Origin of the sequence: uncultured Maribacter sp. (assembly GCF_963974015.1) — a bacterium.
Taxonomy (GTDB): Bacteria; Bacteroidota; Bacteroidia; order Flavobacteriales; family Flavobacteriaceae; genus Maribacter.
Map to the genome: position 1 here is coordinate 189,587 of NZ_CAXBBZ010000003.1, position 15,956 is coordinate 205,542.

Genomic DNA, 15,956 nt, shown 5'->3' on the forward strand with positions numbered 1-15,956 from the left:
AAGTTGTCGCTCTGTCCTTCACAATGACCTGTGTCAGTCATAGAAGTGTCAAATATTATGCATTAATCTGCATGAAAAATGCTATTTTTTCCTTTGATCGATTGGTAATCAGTTTTTTATAATAGTACAATTCAAAGATAATAGTACTTGTGAAAGAGAAGTCCTTGTTTCCTTTGATGGTAAAAGGTTTTATTTCTATATCGAAGCTCTTGAACCAAGTATCGAAAATTTGTATGACAAGTTTCTTTTCTGCAATTTCTTCGGCGTATATGACAGAAAAAACAGTAAAGTGTTTATATGTAAATGCCATTACCTATGGTCAAAAAATCGAGCAGAAAATTCGAACTATTATCCACCGATACCTGAACTTTAATTATGTAATCATAAAGTGTAGTCGAGTTACATGAATTAAAAGATGAAACCCAATCCAAAAGACCATTTTTTTTAAAGATGTTGCCGTGAGATACCGTTAGCCAGCGAAGAAAACCATACAAAATCTTGGTCATTGTCACAAAATATAAAATCAGGCGATTCCATATAATCTATGATTTTAAGAAAAGGAAAGATTATGAAATTATCGGCAAAGATTTCCAAAATTTAAGAAAAGTCATGAAACTGATATAGGTCATTCCAATACTCTACAACATGCTATATATTGGCATCATAATTAACGATAAAGTTCTTTGAAAAAAACATAAGTAGGTTGGGCTGCGAATTGGGAAAACAATGCCCAAATAAAAAGAAGAGGTTGCGAAGACCCTTTATACCTTTTGAGTGCCGAACGGATTTAGCGATAGGTTCAAGTAAGTACCAGTATAAGCGGTCATAGGGTCGAACAACGTCTTCTAGGAAACCGGAACATCTCGGTGTTCCGGTTTCTTTTTCTAAAAAAAAAGGTAAACTGATGTAGGTCATTTGAATTAAAGAAATCACCACTGGCCTTAATAATTGAAAGCAATTATTCTTTGAAAACGAAGCTTTGATAGCTTCTAAACATAAAAAATCATGAAGTACTTACTATTTCTCCACTAATAATAAGGGTTCTAGTATAAGAAATTGTAGAAAATGCCATATGCTGTGTGCTTTTAGTTATGGCCTAGTGATAGGTTATTCTCAAAGTCACGCAAGGAGCTCAACGGTAATTTTTACTGTTTCTATATAGTATTGATCTTTGCTATCGCAAGACCAGTAAAGGTCATAGTAAAGAAGACGGATGCTGTTTGTACTCTTATCGGTCAGTTAGGTTGTTTTAGCAATAAAATAGTTTAAAAGATTGATGAAAAGTATTGATGTATTCTATTTCTTTATGGGAAAACAGGAAGTTTTAGCTTCCTGTTTTTTTCTCTTTGACATTAATTTAAAAGCCTTCAAAGCGGTAATCCCTTAGAGGCGATAAAATGGACTACTTTAATCTTGGAATTCAAGTATACGCGAAGCTAGCGCATTCCTACTTGATCTGCATTCAAAAATTAATGTAAAGTGGTACCAGAAAAAAGAACTGGGATATTCCGGTATCTTGGTCCTTTTTAAGATATTACATAAAGACCAATATTGTCGAAAGGCGATAAAGGCTTGATAGGGTTCGGGTTATTTTTCGCAGAGATTGCCCCTATATCATTTTAGCGATAAGATGACTCAAGGATAAATCTATTCGTTTAGAATAAAACGAACGCTTAAAAGGAAACAGGAGACCTGAGGTCTCCTGTTTCTGTTTGTACTTGAATCAAATATTCAATATTTAAGAATCTTAAAGTCCATTACTCGAAATACAACGATCCGAAAAGTTATTTTACCCCTAAAATTGCCAACTCACCAGAATGATCTAGGTCATTGTTGTCTAAGACTCCAATCTATACTTTTATCCCTCAAATATGTACTACATCATGAAGAAAATAGTTTTTATTCTCGGAATACTGATTTTGACGGCTTGTTCTTCTACAAGATTTGTGGATAGCTGGAAAAACAAAGGAATAGAAGTATTTAGCCCACAAAAACTTTTGGTAATCGGCATGACCGAAAACCTTACGGCTCGGAAAATCTTTGAGGAAAAACTTAAAGAACAGTTCATAAACCGAGGTATCAATGCTTATGAAAGTAGTATGGTCATTGGCCAATCTTTCACAGCCTCAAAAAGAAGCGAAGAAGAAATAGAGATGATGAAGGAAGAGCTTTTGCAACAAGGTTTTGATGCTGTCGTAATCACTGCAATTGTGGGAATCGACGACAAAACAATACAAAGATCTGGGCATTACACTTTTGGGTACAATTGGTGGTATCGTTTTGGGCCGTATTTTTATAGATTTCAGGATATTTATTATACCCCGGACTATTATGAGAACTATAAAGTTTTTCATATTGAGACTTCCATCTATAATATTAGTGGAGATGAAGATAAATCTTTGGTCTGGGTCGGTACATTTAATATCGTCGACCCTGTAAATATTACCTCGACCGTTAATGATTATGTAGACCGAATTATTGGTCAATTGGAGCGGGAAAATCTGATTGAAAAATTATAAAAGTCCAAAAGATAGATGTACGTAAAACATATTATTAATTCATTTTATGCTCAAAAAATCAAATATATATTTGATACCCTTAATTGAAATAGAATTATTCTTACTATTATATTTTTTTGGCCTTTATGAATTGTCCAGAAGTATCATGGTTTTTTTCAAATCAAGATGATTTTAGCTTTTTGGCAATATCATTTATGTAACCTTTTGGATGTTTCATTATACCTAAGGGTGAGGGTAACAGGGAATAAACTATATGAAGTTAAAAACCTTTGAATTTAGACGCAAAATCATCAAATGCATTCATTCGGGTGAACTTGATAAAGTGCACCTATAAGATTGCATAGGGTGGCCTATACGTAAAAGTTCTTGTCTTACTTTTTGAAAAACCAGTGGACTTGGATAGAGAAAAATTAACACCCCGTTATCGATATCGATATCAATAATTTTGATATCCATTATTCGACTAAGATTTCGTAGTACGGTATTTTTCTCTTCATTACCGATCAGATTTTTTATTTGCGCCAAAGCTTTCATTTAATTGAGGATGTTTTGGGATTATTTCCTAAAGATAATTTACGATGGTCGGCAGAAAAATGACGTGTGTCATTAATAGAAAATTTGGTTATTTATCGATAATCTGGTTACTGAAAAAACTGCAGATATGAAAAGTACGGAACTATTAAAGTTTATAGCGCAAATAATAGAAAGTTAATATCCCAGCCCAAAAGTTTATGCAAATATGATAGTATATATTCTTCTTACCATTTTAATGTATTCTCAATTATATATAAGGATCTTAAAAAAATCTATTAATTAAACTTCCGTTTACAAACTAAAAAACCACCAATTTTTTTTGATTATAGCTTGTTTTAAATTCTTATAATAAAGATATAGAATCTAGAAATTAAATTTAAAGTACTGCACTTGTATAAAAGAGTTGATGATTGCCCTCCCTAAAGCTTAACAAGGGTATCCTACCATAAGATTCCATTTTTTTGACAAGATCCCGATGGAACCATTTTGTTAAGAACCCGCCTTTTTCCCTTTCTAACATGACCATCAAATCTGCGTTGGTATCTCCAAGATATATTCGGAGAGAGTTAAAAACATCCTCAGAAAATAATAGTTCAAAATCCATTTTCCCATAGGTAACTTTCTCGTGCAGCATCCCTTTGAACAATTCCATTTGTAGTTCTCCCTTATATTCTTTTTTAGTGGAAATATGGACGACTTTTATTTCAGCATCGAACTGTTCTGCCATTTCGGCCAGTTTTCGAATCGCATAGACATCCTCTTCCTCAAAATCGGTTGCATAAACAATGGTTTTAAAAGGCATATAGCTAGTATCTAAAGGAATCGACAAAATGGGGCAAGGTCCTTTTTTAATAAGATGCTTTGTAGTGCTTCCCATAATCATTTCGCGTAGTCCGCTACCACCTTTCATACCGATAACAATTAAATAGGCGTGCGATTCCTTAGCCACCGAAATAATCCCATTGATTACGGATTTGTTTTCTACGACCTCTAGCTGTAAATTGGAATTCTCCCAATTGCCGCTTAGGTGTTCTTCACAGAATTGAACCAATTTGGCACGGTGTGTTTTAAAAGCATCTTTCTCTAATTGTGGAAATGGTTCCGAGAGCATTTCCGCTCCCAAAACAGAGGGATAATCGAAGACATGGGTTATTATTAAACGGGTTCCCATCTGTTGGGCTAGTTTATGTGCATATTTTAATGCGGCCACGGAGTTTTTGGAATAGTCGGTGGCATATAGAATTGTTTTCACGATGAATGTCTTTGTAGATATATAACTAAAATTAATGACCGATACAAAGACGTGAAATGACCTAGATCATTTAAAATGTATCCAAGGGTCGATACATTTATATCATAAAATTCTATCATCATGAAGAAGAACAGTAAACAAGACCTTCTATGGATCTACCGCAAGATGAAGACTTCCCGATATTTTGAAGAACGAATGGAGAAAGCCTATCTCGAAGGTAAACAGCCCGTATTCAACATCGGTTCGGGGCCGGTTCCAGGAGAAATGCATCTATCAAACGGACAAGAGCCTGCAGCTGCATCAATGATCGTGAACCTTACAAAGGATGATACCGTAACCGCTACCCACCGTCCGCATCATCAGGCAATAGCCAAAGGAGTCGACTTAAAAAAAATGACCGCTGAAATTTTCGGCAAAAAAACCGGATTGGGCAAAGGCAAGGGCGGACACATGCACTTGTTCGACCCTAATGTAAAATTCTCTTGTGGCGGTATTGTTGGGGCCGGTATTCCACATGCCGTGGGTGCCGCTTTGGCCAACAAGAAGAAGGGCACGGATCGGGTGGCCGTAGCATTTATTGGCGAGGGGGCAGTGAATTCTGGGGCCTTTCACGAATCGATGAACCTGGCCGCGCTCTGGAAGCTACCATTGGTGGTCGTTGTCGAGGATAATTCGTGGGGTATTTCAGTGTCCAAAAAGAATTCTACTTGCGTACCTACTAATGATGTCAGGGCCGCGGCTTATGGTATAAAAGGCTATGAGGTTCGTGATAATGATCCCTTGAAAATGTTCGAAGTAAGCAAGGAAGCTGTGAAGCGCGCCAGAAAAGGAGAAGGGCCATCAATTATAGAAATCGAGACCTATCGTTATTTAGGCCATTTTCAGGGCGACCCCGAGTTGTACCGCCCTAAGGACGAAGTATCAAAATTAAGAGTCAAAGATCCAATCGAACGATTAAAAAAATACCTTTTGGAAGAGGCATTGGCCTCGGAAGAAAATTTAATGGTACTCGATCAAGAAATTATAAAGGAAGTAGATAGCGCCTATGAATTTGCTATCAAAAGCGCATATCCTGAACCTGAGGAAGCCTTAGAAGATGTATTTGTTTAAAGACTATTCTTAGAAATCCATTAAAGAATGCCATCTACACAATGGCTATGCCCAATGACCGCACAGGAATGACAATAAAAGACTTAATTATGGAAGCAACAAAAGAAAAAATAAGAAAACTTACTGGTAGTAAGGCCATGGCCCAAGCTTTGGAGCAAGAAATGGACCGCGACAAGAATATCTTTGTCATGGGCGAAGATGTGGGTAAATATGGAGGAATTTTTGGTTCTACTACTGGACTGTATGAAAAATTTGGCGAAGAACGGATTATGGATACCCCTATTTCGGAAACTGGATTCATCGGAGCCGCCATAGGTGCTGCGGCGGAAGGGTTACGACCCATCGTTGAGTTGATGTTCGTGGACTTTCACGGTGTAGTCATGGACCAAATCTACAACCAAATGGCCAAAATCCCCTATATGAGCGGTGGTAACGTGAAACTTCCTATAGTACTCCTAACAGCAGTTGGCGGTGGCTATAGCGATGCTGCCCAGCATTCACAAACACTATATGCAAGTTTCGGGCACTTACCTGGTATGAAGGTGGTTGCACCCACATTTCCAAATGATATCAAAGGGATGTTGATTTCGGCCATACGCGATGACAATCCTGTGGTGTTTATGTTCCATAAAACTCTTCAAGGATTGGGATGGATGGATCAGTTGGATGCCTCGTTAGGCCCAGTTCCTGAAGATGCCTATACCACCCCGTTAGACAAGGCCAAAGTGGTTCGCGAAGGTAAGGATGTAACCATAGTCGGTGTACAAATGATGACCGTTGAAGCTCTAAAGGCAGCAGAAAAATTGGCCGAAAGGGGCATCGACGCCGAAGTCATTGACCTACGTTCCATTAAACCTATCGATAAGGAAACTATCTTGAAATCTGTTGCCAAGACAGGCTGTTTGGTGGTTGTGGATGAAGATTATTATTCTTATGGTATTACAGCTGAAGTGAGTGCTATTGCAGCCTCTGAAGGTTTCAAATATCTTAAAGCTCCTATTGCCCGTTTAGCGATTCCCGATGTGCCGATTCCATATAGTCGCGTAATGGAGAAATATGTGATTCCCGATGCGAACGATATTGTTAATGCTGTTGAAAATATGGTAACGGTCTAATTGTATGGTGGAATTAAAGGAAATAGTCCTCCCTGAAGCATTGGGAGAAGATGCGGAGAGTTCCATAGTACTCTGGTATAAGGAACTTGGCGAATCTTTTGAAGAAGGAGAAACTTTGGTAGAAGTGCAGACCGATAAGGTAGCCTTTGAGGTACCTGCACCTTTTTCCGGAACCTTAATAGAAATCAAGGTAAAACGCGGTGAAACTGCCAAAACAGGTGCGGTTATCGCAATGGCCGAAAAATTATAATAAAACATACAACATGAAAAATTTTAGAAGTAGGCCCAAAGCCAATTACATAAGCGATGCCGACTGGCAAGAACTTTATGTGCTCACAGAGCATTGGATATCAGACCTTTCATTTTATAGTGATGACTTAAAGTTTATGCACCATCTTATTGACAAATATTTTATTTTGATCTCAAAAAAAGAGAATATCGATATGGTTCGGGAAATCGAAGTCGGATTAAATAACATGGACAATCAATGTGGGTCTTTACTGGATCGGGCAAATAAACATTTACACCATTTGGCCGAGTTGATCGATAATCCTTTTGCCTATGATTCCCATAAATTTCGTGCAGAGCATGAACAGCTAGAAGATGATCTAACTAGCTTTGTCAAAGATTTTAGAAAGAATCGAAAAGAAGTTTTTACCATAACGAAATATGTAGTTGATACTGAGAAATTTGCACAAAAGGTAATGAATGAATAACTCGATAAACAGAGGTGTGTCGCTGTTCTAGATTATTAAGGATGAATTCCTAGATGTCCATAGAGTAGATTTTCGAATCAAACTGTTTTCCAGAAAGAACAAAAATAAGACCTCCAAAAATCGATATGATTTTTTTAATCTATGTGTTTTCCTATTTCGATTTTATCCACCTTCAACCAATTTAGGTCATGCCTAGAATAGAAAAATGGCTCTAATTTTGACCTCTTAAATTTAATTAAAATTACTTCTTTGGAAGCAAGTACAACCGAATTTTGTGAAATTCATTAATATGAAAAAATCAACATGGATTCTACTGGCAATTATTGGTATTGGTATGGGTGGTTACTTAATGGTAAAGCAAAAATTAAAGACTAAGAAGCTAGATTTCACCTACACCTCTCTGATTAGAGGAAATATTGAAGCCGATGTATCAAGCACCGGTACGGTAGAAGCTATTAATACGGTGCAAATCGGTACACAAATCTCGGGAACCATTGAAAAGATCTATGTGGACTATAATGATAAAGTTACAGCGGGGCAGGTTTTGGCCGATATGGATCTAAAATTGCTGAATACTAATTTAAATAGTGCCCAGGCCAATTTGGCCGTTAGTGAGGTACAGCTATCAAGGGCCAAGGACGAATATGAACGCAACCAAACACTATATAAAAAAAACGTAATTTCAAATAAGGAATACACTGATTCCAAATACGCCTATAATCAAGCGGTTAGTGCTAAAAAAGCTGCTGCTGCAGCGGTAAAAAATATAGAAGTCAGTATGGGCTATGCCCATATCACCTCTCCCATCGACGGAACCGTGATCGAACGCAGTGTAGAAGAAGGCCAAACGGTAGCTGCTTCCTTTGCGACCCCAACCATGTTCATCATTGCCGAAGACCTAACAAAAATGCAGATTTTAGCAGATATGGATGAAAGCGATATCGGTTATATCAAAGACAGTATGCAGGTCCGCTTTACGGTACAAACCTATCCAGAAAAAAATTTTTATGGAATGGTGAGCCAAATACGATTGCAACCGATCGAGATCAACAATGTGGTCAACTACCAAGTAGTGGTAGATGTTAACAATGAAGAAGGATTACTATTACCCGGTATGACCACAAATCTTGAATTTATTACCGCCACAGCAAAAAATGTACTGATGGTAAACAATTCGGCATTGCGCTTTAGACCTAACGAAGATATGTTGGAAGTAGTCAAACCTATTTTAGAAATGAAAGCTAAAGAAATGCTGCCTGATTCACTGCAGGTAAAATTTTTTCGAGCTATTAATAACGAGGAACAATATACCCCAACAAATTTCAAGAAAAACCTTCCTTCTCACATTGATGGTTTCTTTTGTAATAATGAGCAAGGTAAATTGGATTTCAAGTTCATTGAAATAGGAATTAAAACAGGTTTACGGTCTGAAATCAAACGGTTTTTAGATGGTTCCGACCTAATAGAAGGAAGTAAGGTGATTAACGGCATTAAAACGAAAAAAAAGTAACAATGTCCCTAAAAAAAGTCATAGAAACCAAAAAATTGAGCCGCATATTCAAAAATGGTGAAATCGAGGTGCATGCACTTACCGATGTTGATATGGTTATCGAACAGGGAGAGTTTGTTGCCATTATGGGAGCGTCAGGTTCTGGTAAATCTACCTTGCTACATATTATTGGTTGCTTGGACAAGCCAACCTCAGGGGAATATAGCTTGGATGATGTACGGGTGAATGAACTCGAAAAAAACCAGTTAGCGGACATAAGAAATCAAAAGATTGGCTTCATATTTCAAAGTTACAACCTATTGTCACGAACCACGGCTTTGGAAAATGTAGAGCTACCTCTCATATATGATAGAACGGGTCGATTCTCAAATTCCAAGGAACTCGCCAAAAAGGCATTGGAACAGGTAGATTTAGCCGACCGTATTTACCATAGGACCAATGAGCTTTCCGGCGGACAGCAACAGCGAGTAGCCATTGCCCGGGCTTTGGTCAATAATCCCGCTCTTATCTTGGCCGATGAACCAACAGGGAATTTGGATAGCAAGACAAGTATAGATATCGCAGATCTTTTTGTACGATTGAACAATGAGGGAAAGACTATAGTCATGATTACCCATGAGCCAGAAATTGCCCAATTCGCAAAGCGCATGATCTACTTAAGAGATGGACGAATCATTTCCGATAAGATTATAGAAGATAGAAGTACTAAAGAAATTGCACTAAAGGAACTGGAAATGCCCGTAAAATATTAAATCTACGAAGTAATGAAACGTTTTTTTAGAATATTCAAGGTAGCCTTCGAGTCAATCAATAAAAACAGGACACGTAGCCTATTGACCATGTTGGGTATTATAATAGGGGTAGCAGCTGTAATTATGACTATTTCTGCTGGGGAAGGTGCCACCATGCAAGTGGAAAATCAAATTTCGGGTTTGGGAACCAATCTCTTGATGATACAGACAAAATCTGAACATAAAGCAGGAATCAACGTGAGAATGGGCAGACCCATAGACAAAAAAGACTTTGATATGTTGCAAAAGAACTCCGTTTGGATGCCGCAAATATCGCCTTTAGTGGCCATTGGTGCCCAGGCCATTGGACCTAATGGCTATAAATCCACAACAGTATACGGGGTTTCCTATGATTATTTCTACATTACGAGCAGAGAAATAAAATTAGGTAGTTTTTTTACTGAAGAAGATGTAAAAACTGCTAAAAAATACTGCGTTATCGGTGAAACCATACGGGAAGAACTCTTTCCCGGACAAGACCCCATCGGTAAGCAAATACGAATTGATAAAGTGCCCTTTAGCGTTGTAGGTCTATTGAGGGAAGAAGGCTCGGGTGGCATGGGTCAGGATATGGACGATATTGTCGTCGCTCCTTACACAACCATTCAAAACAGATTGTTCGGACACCGCCGTGGGTATAATCTAATCGTGGCAAGTGCATTGAGCGAGGATCATATCGCCGATGCAAAAGTAGAGGCTACAGAACTGTTGCGAGAATCGCATAAGATCAAGGATGGCGAAGAAGATGATTTTGAGATTATGACACAAATCGAACTTCAGGAAATTACGGGTAACATAACCGGTATTCTTACTATCTTATTGGGTGCCATTGCTAGTATTTCATTGATTGTCGGGGGTATAGGCATCATGAACATTATGTTGGTTTCGGTTACGGAACGAACCCGTGAAATAGGAACACGGCTGGCTATAGGTGCTAGGGAAAGCGATATTTTGACCCAGTTTTTGATTGAGGCCATTGTATTGAGTTTGGTAGGTGGTATTTTGGGTATTGTTCTGGGTGTTATTGGTAATCAAATAATATATAGGGCAACCGATTTTTTTATCCCTACGGCAATTTATTCCATTCTAATCGGATTTGGGTTTTCGGCCCTGATCGGGGTTGCATTTGGGTATTTTCCTGCACGAAAAGCGGCAAAACTGAATCCGATTGACGCATTGCGGTATGAGTGAAGAAAAAAAGTACTACTAGTTTTTTCTAAAACAATACAAGATGAAAGATATACATAAATTACTTAAAGCAATTACACAACTCACAACAACTATCGAAACCAATTATCCCGAGCTCTATCGTTCTTTGGATGAAAACCCAATGACAATACCATCAACTGCCCATCCGCATATCGACAAGGAGTTAATGCAGGAATATCTGGAAAGTTTAAAAGAATTGTTAGGCCATCATTTAGATACAGATAGGAACTGATCTAAATCGAAATCATTGAAAAAAAGCCACATCAGACCGACAAATAAGATTGTTTTACAGTTCTAAATCTAGAATGGCAAGACAAACATTAGCTTACGTTAAGGCGGAAGGATCACCAATACAAGAAATTGATATTTAAAAACAAAAATAGCAGGTCCCCAAATAGCAGAACTAACAGACCGTTTGCGACTTAATATCAAAGAATTGGTAAATCAAATACATCTTTCCTATAAAACACATTTCGGATGTCTTGATTTTTCAGAAAACGATCGGACAAAGATAATACGGTTCAATCCAGAAATACTGAAGCAACCCATTGTGCTTCGTGGTGATATGACCATATTAGTCGAAACTCCTACGGATATAATTAAAATATGTATCTGAATTAAATTGAACACTTCATTTGATTCAGACAAGTTTTCATAACCCTAGGTGAGTTTCTACTTTGACATATTCCCTATAAAATCCAATTTATGTAAATAGTTAATTAAATTTCTGATGATTCCCCTTTCAAAACTTTTAAATAAGCTGCTATCTGGCCCGTGTGATAAATTTCGTGTTCTAAAACATTCCTCATAATAAACCACCAGAAACTCATTTTCTTTCCATTTTTATCGGAAACTTCCTTATCCATTCCTAAATCATCAAGTATATAGATAGTAGTATATCGTTTTTTCTGATTTTTTTTTAATTTTAGAATCATTGCCTCAAAGGTATGTTCTGTAAAGTCTAAATTTGGTTGTTCTGATCCTAATTCCCATTGAAATTGGTTTTGTTTGGATGTTCCTAGACTGAAAAAAAGCTCATCTACATCATTGAGGTGCTTTACGATATGTCCAAAACTCATCGCTGTGTTATTCAATCTCCAATTGAAAAAACCATCAGGAACTTCTTGAAGCTTTTTAAGGGTGATTTTACGTATTTCAGAAGAAAATTTTGCCAATCTTCGTATACTTTCATTAGTGTCCATAAATGCTACCCTTCTTTAAATTTCCTTTTTTAAATTTATTATGGTGAGCCTAAAAGCACAATGACTTCAATCAATTTACTCTGATAATAATCATGGAATAAAAAAATATCTATTATTAATTCCCTTTTTGGTCTTTTCAATACTAATAGTATGTAAATCAGGGCTTCCTAAAATCTTCCTAACCGAACCAAAAATTGTCACGCAAGGGCCTAAGAAATGTATTATTCGAAACGACTATCTAAAACCGAACATGACCCTGAATGTGAAGAACAGTACGTTAAAAAGTGGCTGTGGCCAGCTTAGAACGTTAGATTCTATATGACTAAGTTGGTACATATTAAAATTAAGAATCAAGTCCGAAAGCATAATACTGTTTTCCGGGCATATCTTCATAAACTCCTTCGAGCATCACGCCCCCTTTTTTGTTTTCGAGAGCGGAAACCAGTTCTTTTATATCGGTCACCTTTTTACCATCTACATGGGTAATGATAAAACCGGCGCGCATTTGTGTTTTCTGACGTAATACCCCAGGATATAAATTAACAACTTGCACTCCACCTTCCAAATTCAACTTTTTAGCTGTTTCCTTGTTCAGGGTTTCAAAATCTGCACCCAGATAATTGAGCATTTCTACATTTTCCTTTTTCGTGATATTGGTGGTGCCCTTTACGTTTTCAAGGGTAACTTGTAACTCTTTCTCTTTTCCTTTTCGGTTTACAACAACAGACACCTTGTCGCCTGGTCTATGCTGCGCAATAATTTCCTGTAACCTTGGCGAGGTGGTAATATCTATACCATCGACTTTCACGATAATATCTCCTTCCTCGATGCCCGCCTTTTCAGCTGCACTTTCTTCTCCGACAGTTTCGACCCAAACTCCCTTTACGAAATCAATTTTCTTTTCTTTTGCCAAACTACCATTCATAGTAGTTATGGTAACACCGAGCATCCCACGCTGTACACTACCATATTTTAAAAGGTCGCTAACCACTTTGGTAACAATGTTACTCGGTATGGCAAAACCATATCCTGTATAGCTTCCCGTTCGGGTGGCAATGGCCGAGTTGATTCCCACAATTCTTCCATCAAGGTCTACTAGGGCACCGCCACTATTACCGGGGTTTATGGCCGCATCGGTCTGTATAAAACTTTCAACCGCCAATTTCTCAGGATTCATGTTGATATTACGTGCTTTGGCACTTACTATACCTGCAGTAACCGTAGAATAAAGGCTATAAGGGTTACCTACGGCCAATACCCATTCCCCGATTTCCACATCATCGGAATTGACAAACGACAAAGCCTTTAGGTTGTCGCCCTTTATCTGTAACAATGCCAGATCTGTAGCGGGGTCAGCACCAATTACTACTGCCTTATACGTTTCGTTGTTGTGCAGCGTAACATCCAATTCTGAGGCGTTGTTTATAACATGGTTGTTGGTCACAATATGGCCTTTCTCATCGATAATAACTCCTGAGCCTGATCCGTACATTGGTTGCTGTGGTATATTTTCTGGCATTTGAAATCGGTCACCGAAAAATTCCCGGAAAAAATCAGGTAATTGTTGTGGCTGCACATCCTGATTTCCGCCACGCGGACTCTGTGTAGATCGAATATGTACAACGGCATCCAAGACCTTTTTGGCGGTATCTGTAAAATCAACTGGCCCACCTTTAAAATCTTTATTGTCCTTTTCCGTATATTCCTCAGCATCCCTGTTCTCCGCATAAAACTGAACCTGTTCATTTTCTGTGTTTGCCTCAAGGTCACTTACCTCCTTACAAGATGTTGTCGACATAGACATCAAAATTATCAAAAGTGCGCTTAAACTGAATTTTATGTTTTTCATGATTTTTGTGTTAAATACTATTATTGTACTTGAATTTTATACCTTTTCTTAATGCTTTGCCTCCAAAACATATTATATACCTAATTCTACAAAGCGATATGGAAACGTCTCTTTAAATAAAAATCTCTATCGTTTGTTCGAAAAATACAATGGTGCACTTGAATTATTTTTAGACCCATAATCTATATTATTCCTATAATTCACAGTAGCGTATTGGAAGGGGAACTAAAGTGAAAATTAGCCCTCAATCAATTTCCTGTGATTCCAACAGTCCCGGATGGTATTTTCTCAGAAACGAATTTCTCGTGGAATCCATTTTTCGCATCAATTCTTTCATGTCCAACGGTTTTCTTTTCCAATGATCAAAGAAATAGTCCTTCTTAAAAAAGTCCTTCATGAAAAGGGAGTCCGTTTTGGGGAAATAGGAGAAACCATCGTTCCATTTATAGGGAGCATGATAATCAAAATAGCCCCTAAAAGAATTCATTATACTATCTAGATTTACTCGAACCGAGTCTCCCTCAACATTTGGGAAGGCATACCTATAAATCGAATCGTAGCGTATTAGATTGCCTTGCTCATCATATTCTCTGTGAACTTTCCATTCTTGCTTGGGTTTTTCAGACAACTCTTTTTTTTCTTTCCCTTTTTCCTGTAGTTTCTCTTTTTCCTGGCCTTTGCATCCTATAAACAACAAGACCAATAAGATTGTCATTATATTTTTCATAGAGTCAAATTTTAAGATATTCGTATTTGATTTTAAAAAATCCTTTTAATTGTTTCTCCGTGTAGTGTTACGGTTGTTTCTCGTCGTTGTCCTATTACTTCTTCCTCTATCTACATTATTTTCTTCGTGATACTGGCGTATATTATCGCCTCGATATCCTTTTACTCGCTCGTATTTTGAACGCCTCATATCTAGATTTCGGTAGCGCGGTGGCAAGACCTTTCGGCGCACCCAAATGCTCCCGTCCAAATAAAGATAGGTATGGGCCGATAGGTCATAATAAAAATGATATTTCGGAAAATACACATAGCGCACAACTTCCAACCTGTTCGGGTAGAACCAAGATGGTGGTGGCTCGATGACCCCTGCGGTCATGACCATTGGGCCACAGCTTGCCAATAACATTAAGATTAGAGTTATGAGAAATAGCAGTGCTGACCTGAATAGTTCCTTTATTTTAATATCCATCATATTGTCAATTCATAAACAAAATAATGGGAAACCCACCATCTTCGAAATGACCTGTATCATTCTGGTTTTAAAATCTTAAAAAAAAATGGAAAGAAGTAATGTTTTTAATTGATCATAAAAATTAATAAATACCAAATCGCAAAAATTTCAAAGAATTACCGTTTTTCATATCGCCCCGTTTTTTTTGTCAATTTGATTCTATAAACAACACCTTTCATTGCCTCAACATACTTTCCATGTCCATCGGTCATTGAATGGCTAATAGTCGTTTCGCCTGTCAGTAAAGGAAAAACACGATCAATTAGTTGCTGCATGCCCGAACCTCGTTCTTCCTTGGTCTTAAGTTCTTCAAACGTTCCCCAGGCGATTATGCTGCGCCAATTACTCATGTTCTCTATGGCATCAACTTCAAAACAAACGTTCGGGTTCTTCCGCATAATATCGATTTTCATTCCTTCCTTTGTGTGTCCGTAAACATATTCCCCATCATAAGCATAAGTGATTGGTACTATATAAGTAATATCATCGGCATGGCAACCGATTCTTCCTACTACTTCGCGGTACAAAACTACCTCTATCTGATTGGCGGTTAATTCTCCCAACATGGCTTAAAAAATAAATGATCAGAATTTGTAGCTTTTCTATTTGGGCATGACCCTATAGGTAGGTTTTTTCGCTTTAATACCTTACCATTCTTTGTCAAAATTGATACAAAAGATAGAAGCATTACCGCTGAAATTCCTAATGCAAAACCACTATTATTTAAATTAATGGCAAACCTATTTTATTTGGAATGACTTAAATCATTTTGTAACAATAACATATAAAATGGCTTCGGGCAAACAAGTTGAATCATTTAACCGCTGCCTTGATAATACGAGATTATTATTTTTTTTTAATAATCTCAACAACGAATAAAAAAGTCTTTCGCCCAAATACCGGTTAGCAATA

At 37.5% G+C, this 15,956-nt stretch carries 16 protein-coding genes; 9 read left to right on the plus strand and 7 right to left on the minus strand.

Annotation, left to right across the window (positions count from 1 at the left end; translation table 11 throughout):
* Positions 1–55 precede the first annotated feature (55 nt).
* Positions 56–310, minus strand: a complete 255-nt coding sequence (locus tag AACZ41_RS08160) for a hypothetical protein (protein WP_339627904.1) — start codon at positions 308–310, stop codon at positions 56–58.
* A gap of 1,573 nt (positions 311–1,883) precedes the next feature.
* On the opposite strand from AACZ41_RS08160, the gene AACZ41_RS08165 reads away from it, so the two are divergent.
* Positions 1,884–2,519, plus strand: coding sequence for a hypothetical protein (locus AACZ41_RS08165; RefSeq protein ID WP_339627905.1), 636 nt, complete (start codon positions 1,884–1,886; stop codon positions 2,517–2,519).
* Between the two features lie 300 nt (positions 2,520–2,819).
* On the opposite strand, the gene AACZ41_RS08170 is transcribed toward AACZ41_RS08165, so the two are convergent.
* Together AACZ41_RS08170 and AACZ41_RS08175 are read right to left on the minus strand one after the other, a co-directional pair.
* On the minus strand, positions 2,820–3,044 hold the full coding sequence (locus AACZ41_RS08170) for a hypothetical protein (protein WP_339627906.1): 225 nt from the start codon (positions 3,042–3,044) through the stop codon (positions 2,820–2,822).
* 385 nt (positions 3,045–3,429) lie between these two features.
* Positions 3,430–4,305, minus strand: a complete 876-nt coding sequence (locus tag AACZ41_RS08175) for a universal stress protein (protein WP_339627907.1) — start codon at positions 4,303–4,305, stop codon at positions 3,430–3,432.
* A 165-nt stretch (positions 4,306–4,470) separates the two neighbouring features.
* Between AACZ41_RS08175 and AACZ41_RS08180 the strand changes: the two genes are divergently transcribed.
* The 8 genes from AACZ41_RS08180 (at position 4,471) to AACZ41_RS08215 (ending at position 10,988) form a co-directional block, all read left to right on the plus strand.
* The gene (locus AACZ41_RS08180) at positions 4,471–5,415 is read left to right on the plus strand and encodes a thiamine pyrophosphate-dependent dehydrogenase E1 component subunit alpha (RefSeq protein ID WP_339627908.1); all 945 of its coding nucleotides are present in this window, start codon (positions 4,471–4,473) and stop codon (positions 5,413–5,415) included.
* 47 nt (positions 5,416–5,462) lie between these two features.
* Positions 5,463–6,530, plus strand: a complete 1,068-nt coding sequence (locus AACZ41_RS08185; RefSeq protein ID WP_339627909.1) for an alpha-ketoacid dehydrogenase subunit beta — start codon at positions 5,463–5,465, stop codon at positions 6,528–6,530.
* A 4-nt stretch (positions 6,531–6,534) separates the two neighbouring features.
* The gene (locus AACZ41_RS08190) at positions 6,535–6,780 is read left to right on the plus strand and encodes a biotin/lipoyl-containing protein (protein ID WP_339627910.1); all 246 of its coding nucleotides are present in this window, start codon (positions 6,535–6,537) and stop codon (positions 6,778–6,780) included.
* Positions 6,781–6,793: 13 nt separating this feature from the next.
* Positions 6,794–7,246, plus strand: coding sequence for a hypothetical protein (locus AACZ41_RS08195; RefSeq protein ID WP_339627911.1), 453 nt, complete (start codon positions 6,794–6,796; stop codon positions 7,244–7,246).
* A 289-nt stretch (positions 7,247–7,535) separates the two neighbouring features.
* A complete protein-coding gene (locus AACZ41_RS08200) occupies positions 7,536–8,756 on the plus strand; it encodes an efflux RND transporter periplasmic adaptor subunit (RefSeq protein ID WP_339627912.1) in 1,221 nt (406 codons plus the stop codon).
* Positions 8,757–8,758: 2 nt separating this feature from the next.
* The gene (locus AACZ41_RS08205; RefSeq protein ID WP_339627913.1) at positions 8,759–9,508 is read left to right on the plus strand and encodes an ABC transporter ATP-binding protein; all 750 of its coding nucleotides are present in this window, start codon (positions 8,759–8,761) and stop codon (positions 9,506–9,508) included.
* 12 nt (positions 9,509–9,520) lie between these two features.
* Entirely contained in the window at positions 9,521–10,738 is a 1,218-nt protein-coding gene (locus tag AACZ41_RS08210) for an ABC transporter permease (RefSeq protein WP_339627914.1), read from the plus strand.
* Positions 10,739–10,778: 40 nt separating this feature from the next.
* On the plus strand, positions 10,779–10,988 hold the full coding sequence (locus AACZ41_RS08215; protein WP_339627915.1) for a hypothetical protein: 210 nt from the start codon (positions 10,779–10,781) through the stop codon (positions 10,986–10,988).
* A 487-nt stretch (positions 10,989–11,475) separates the two neighbouring features.
* Here AACZ41_RS08215 and AACZ41_RS08220 read toward each other — a convergent pair whose 3' ends face one another.
* The 4 genes from AACZ41_RS08220 to AACZ41_RS08235 form a co-directional block, all read right to left on the minus strand.
* Positions 11,476–11,958 (minus strand): DinB family protein, encoded by a 483-nt coding sequence (locus AACZ41_RS08220; RefSeq protein ID WP_339627916.1) that lies wholly within the window; start codon positions 11,956–11,958, stop codon positions 11,476–11,478.
* Positions 11,959–12,301: 343 nt separating this feature from the next.
* The gene (locus AACZ41_RS08225; RefSeq protein ID WP_339627917.1) at positions 12,302–13,807 is read right to left on the minus strand and encodes a Do family serine endopeptidase; all 1,506 of its coding nucleotides are present in this window, start codon (positions 13,805–13,807) and stop codon (positions 12,302–12,304) included.
* 244 nt (positions 13,808–14,051) lie between these two features.
* Positions 14,052–14,534 carry a hypothetical protein gene (locus AACZ41_RS08230; RefSeq protein ID WP_339627918.1) on the minus strand — a complete coding sequence of 161 codons (483 nt, stop codon included), beginning with the start codon at positions 14,532–14,534 and terminating at the stop codon, positions 14,052–14,054.
* 626 nt (positions 14,535–15,160) lie between these two features.
* On the minus strand, positions 15,161–15,610 hold the full coding sequence (locus AACZ41_RS08235; protein ID WP_339627920.1) for a pyridoxamine 5'-phosphate oxidase family protein: 450 nt from the start codon (positions 15,608–15,610) through the stop codon (positions 15,161–15,163).
* Positions 15,611–15,956 lie beyond the last annotated feature (346 nt).

Excerpts from the sequence above, each read along its gene's own strand:
- AACZ41_RS08180 (WP_339627908.1), top strand. The coding sequence starts at position 4,471 with ATGAAGACTTCCCGATATTTTGAAGAACGAATGGAGAAAGCCTATCTC.
- AACZ41_RS08185 (WP_339627909.1), top strand. The coding sequence starts at position 5,463 with ATGCCCAATGACCGCACAGGAATGACAATAAAAGACTTAATTATGGAA.
- AACZ41_RS08165 (WP_339627905.1), top strand. The coding sequence starts at position 1,884 with ATGAAGAAAATAGTTTTTATTCTCGGAATACTGATTTTGACGGCTTGT.
- AACZ41_RS08235 (WP_339627920.1), bottom strand. The coding sequence starts at position 15,610 with ATGTTGGGAGAATTAACCGCCAATCAGATAGAGGTAGTTTTGTACCGC.
- AACZ41_RS08230 (WP_339627918.1), bottom strand. The coding sequence starts at position 14,534 with ATGAAAAATATAATGACAATCTTATTGGTCTTGTTGTTTATAGGATGC.
- AACZ41_RS08210 (WP_339627914.1), top strand. The coding sequence starts at position 9,521 with ATGAAACGTTTTTTTAGAATATTCAAGGTAGCCTTCGAGTCAATCAAT.
- AACZ41_RS08215 (WP_339627915.1), top strand. The coding sequence starts at position 10,779 with ATGAAAGATATACATAAATTACTTAAAGCAATTACACAACTCACAACA.
- AACZ41_RS08190 (WP_339627910.1), top strand. The coding sequence starts at position 6,535 with ATGGTGGAATTAAAGGAAATAGTCCTCCCTGAAGCATTGGGAGAAGAT.
- AACZ41_RS08205 (WP_339627913.1), top strand. The coding sequence starts at position 8,759 with ATGTCCCTAAAAAAAGTCATAGAAACCAAAAAATTGAGCCGCATATTC.
- AACZ41_RS08220 (WP_339627916.1), bottom strand. The coding sequence starts at position 11,958 with ATGGACACTAATGAAAGTATACGAAGATTGGCAAAATTTTCTTCTGAA.
- AACZ41_RS08160 (WP_339627904.1), bottom strand. The coding sequence starts at position 310 with ATGGCATTTACATATAAACACTTTACTGTTTTTTCTGTCATATACGCC.
- AACZ41_RS08225 (WP_339627917.1), bottom strand. The coding sequence starts at position 13,807 with ATGAAAAACATAAAATTCAGTTTAAGCGCACTTTTGATAATTTTGATG.
- AACZ41_RS08195 (WP_339627911.1), top strand. The coding sequence starts at position 6,794 with ATGAAAAATTTTAGAAGTAGGCCCAAAGCCAATTACATAAGCGATGCC.
- AACZ41_RS08200 (WP_339627912.1), top strand. The coding sequence starts at position 7,536 with ATGAAAAAATCAACATGGATTCTACTGGCAATTATTGGTATTGGTATG.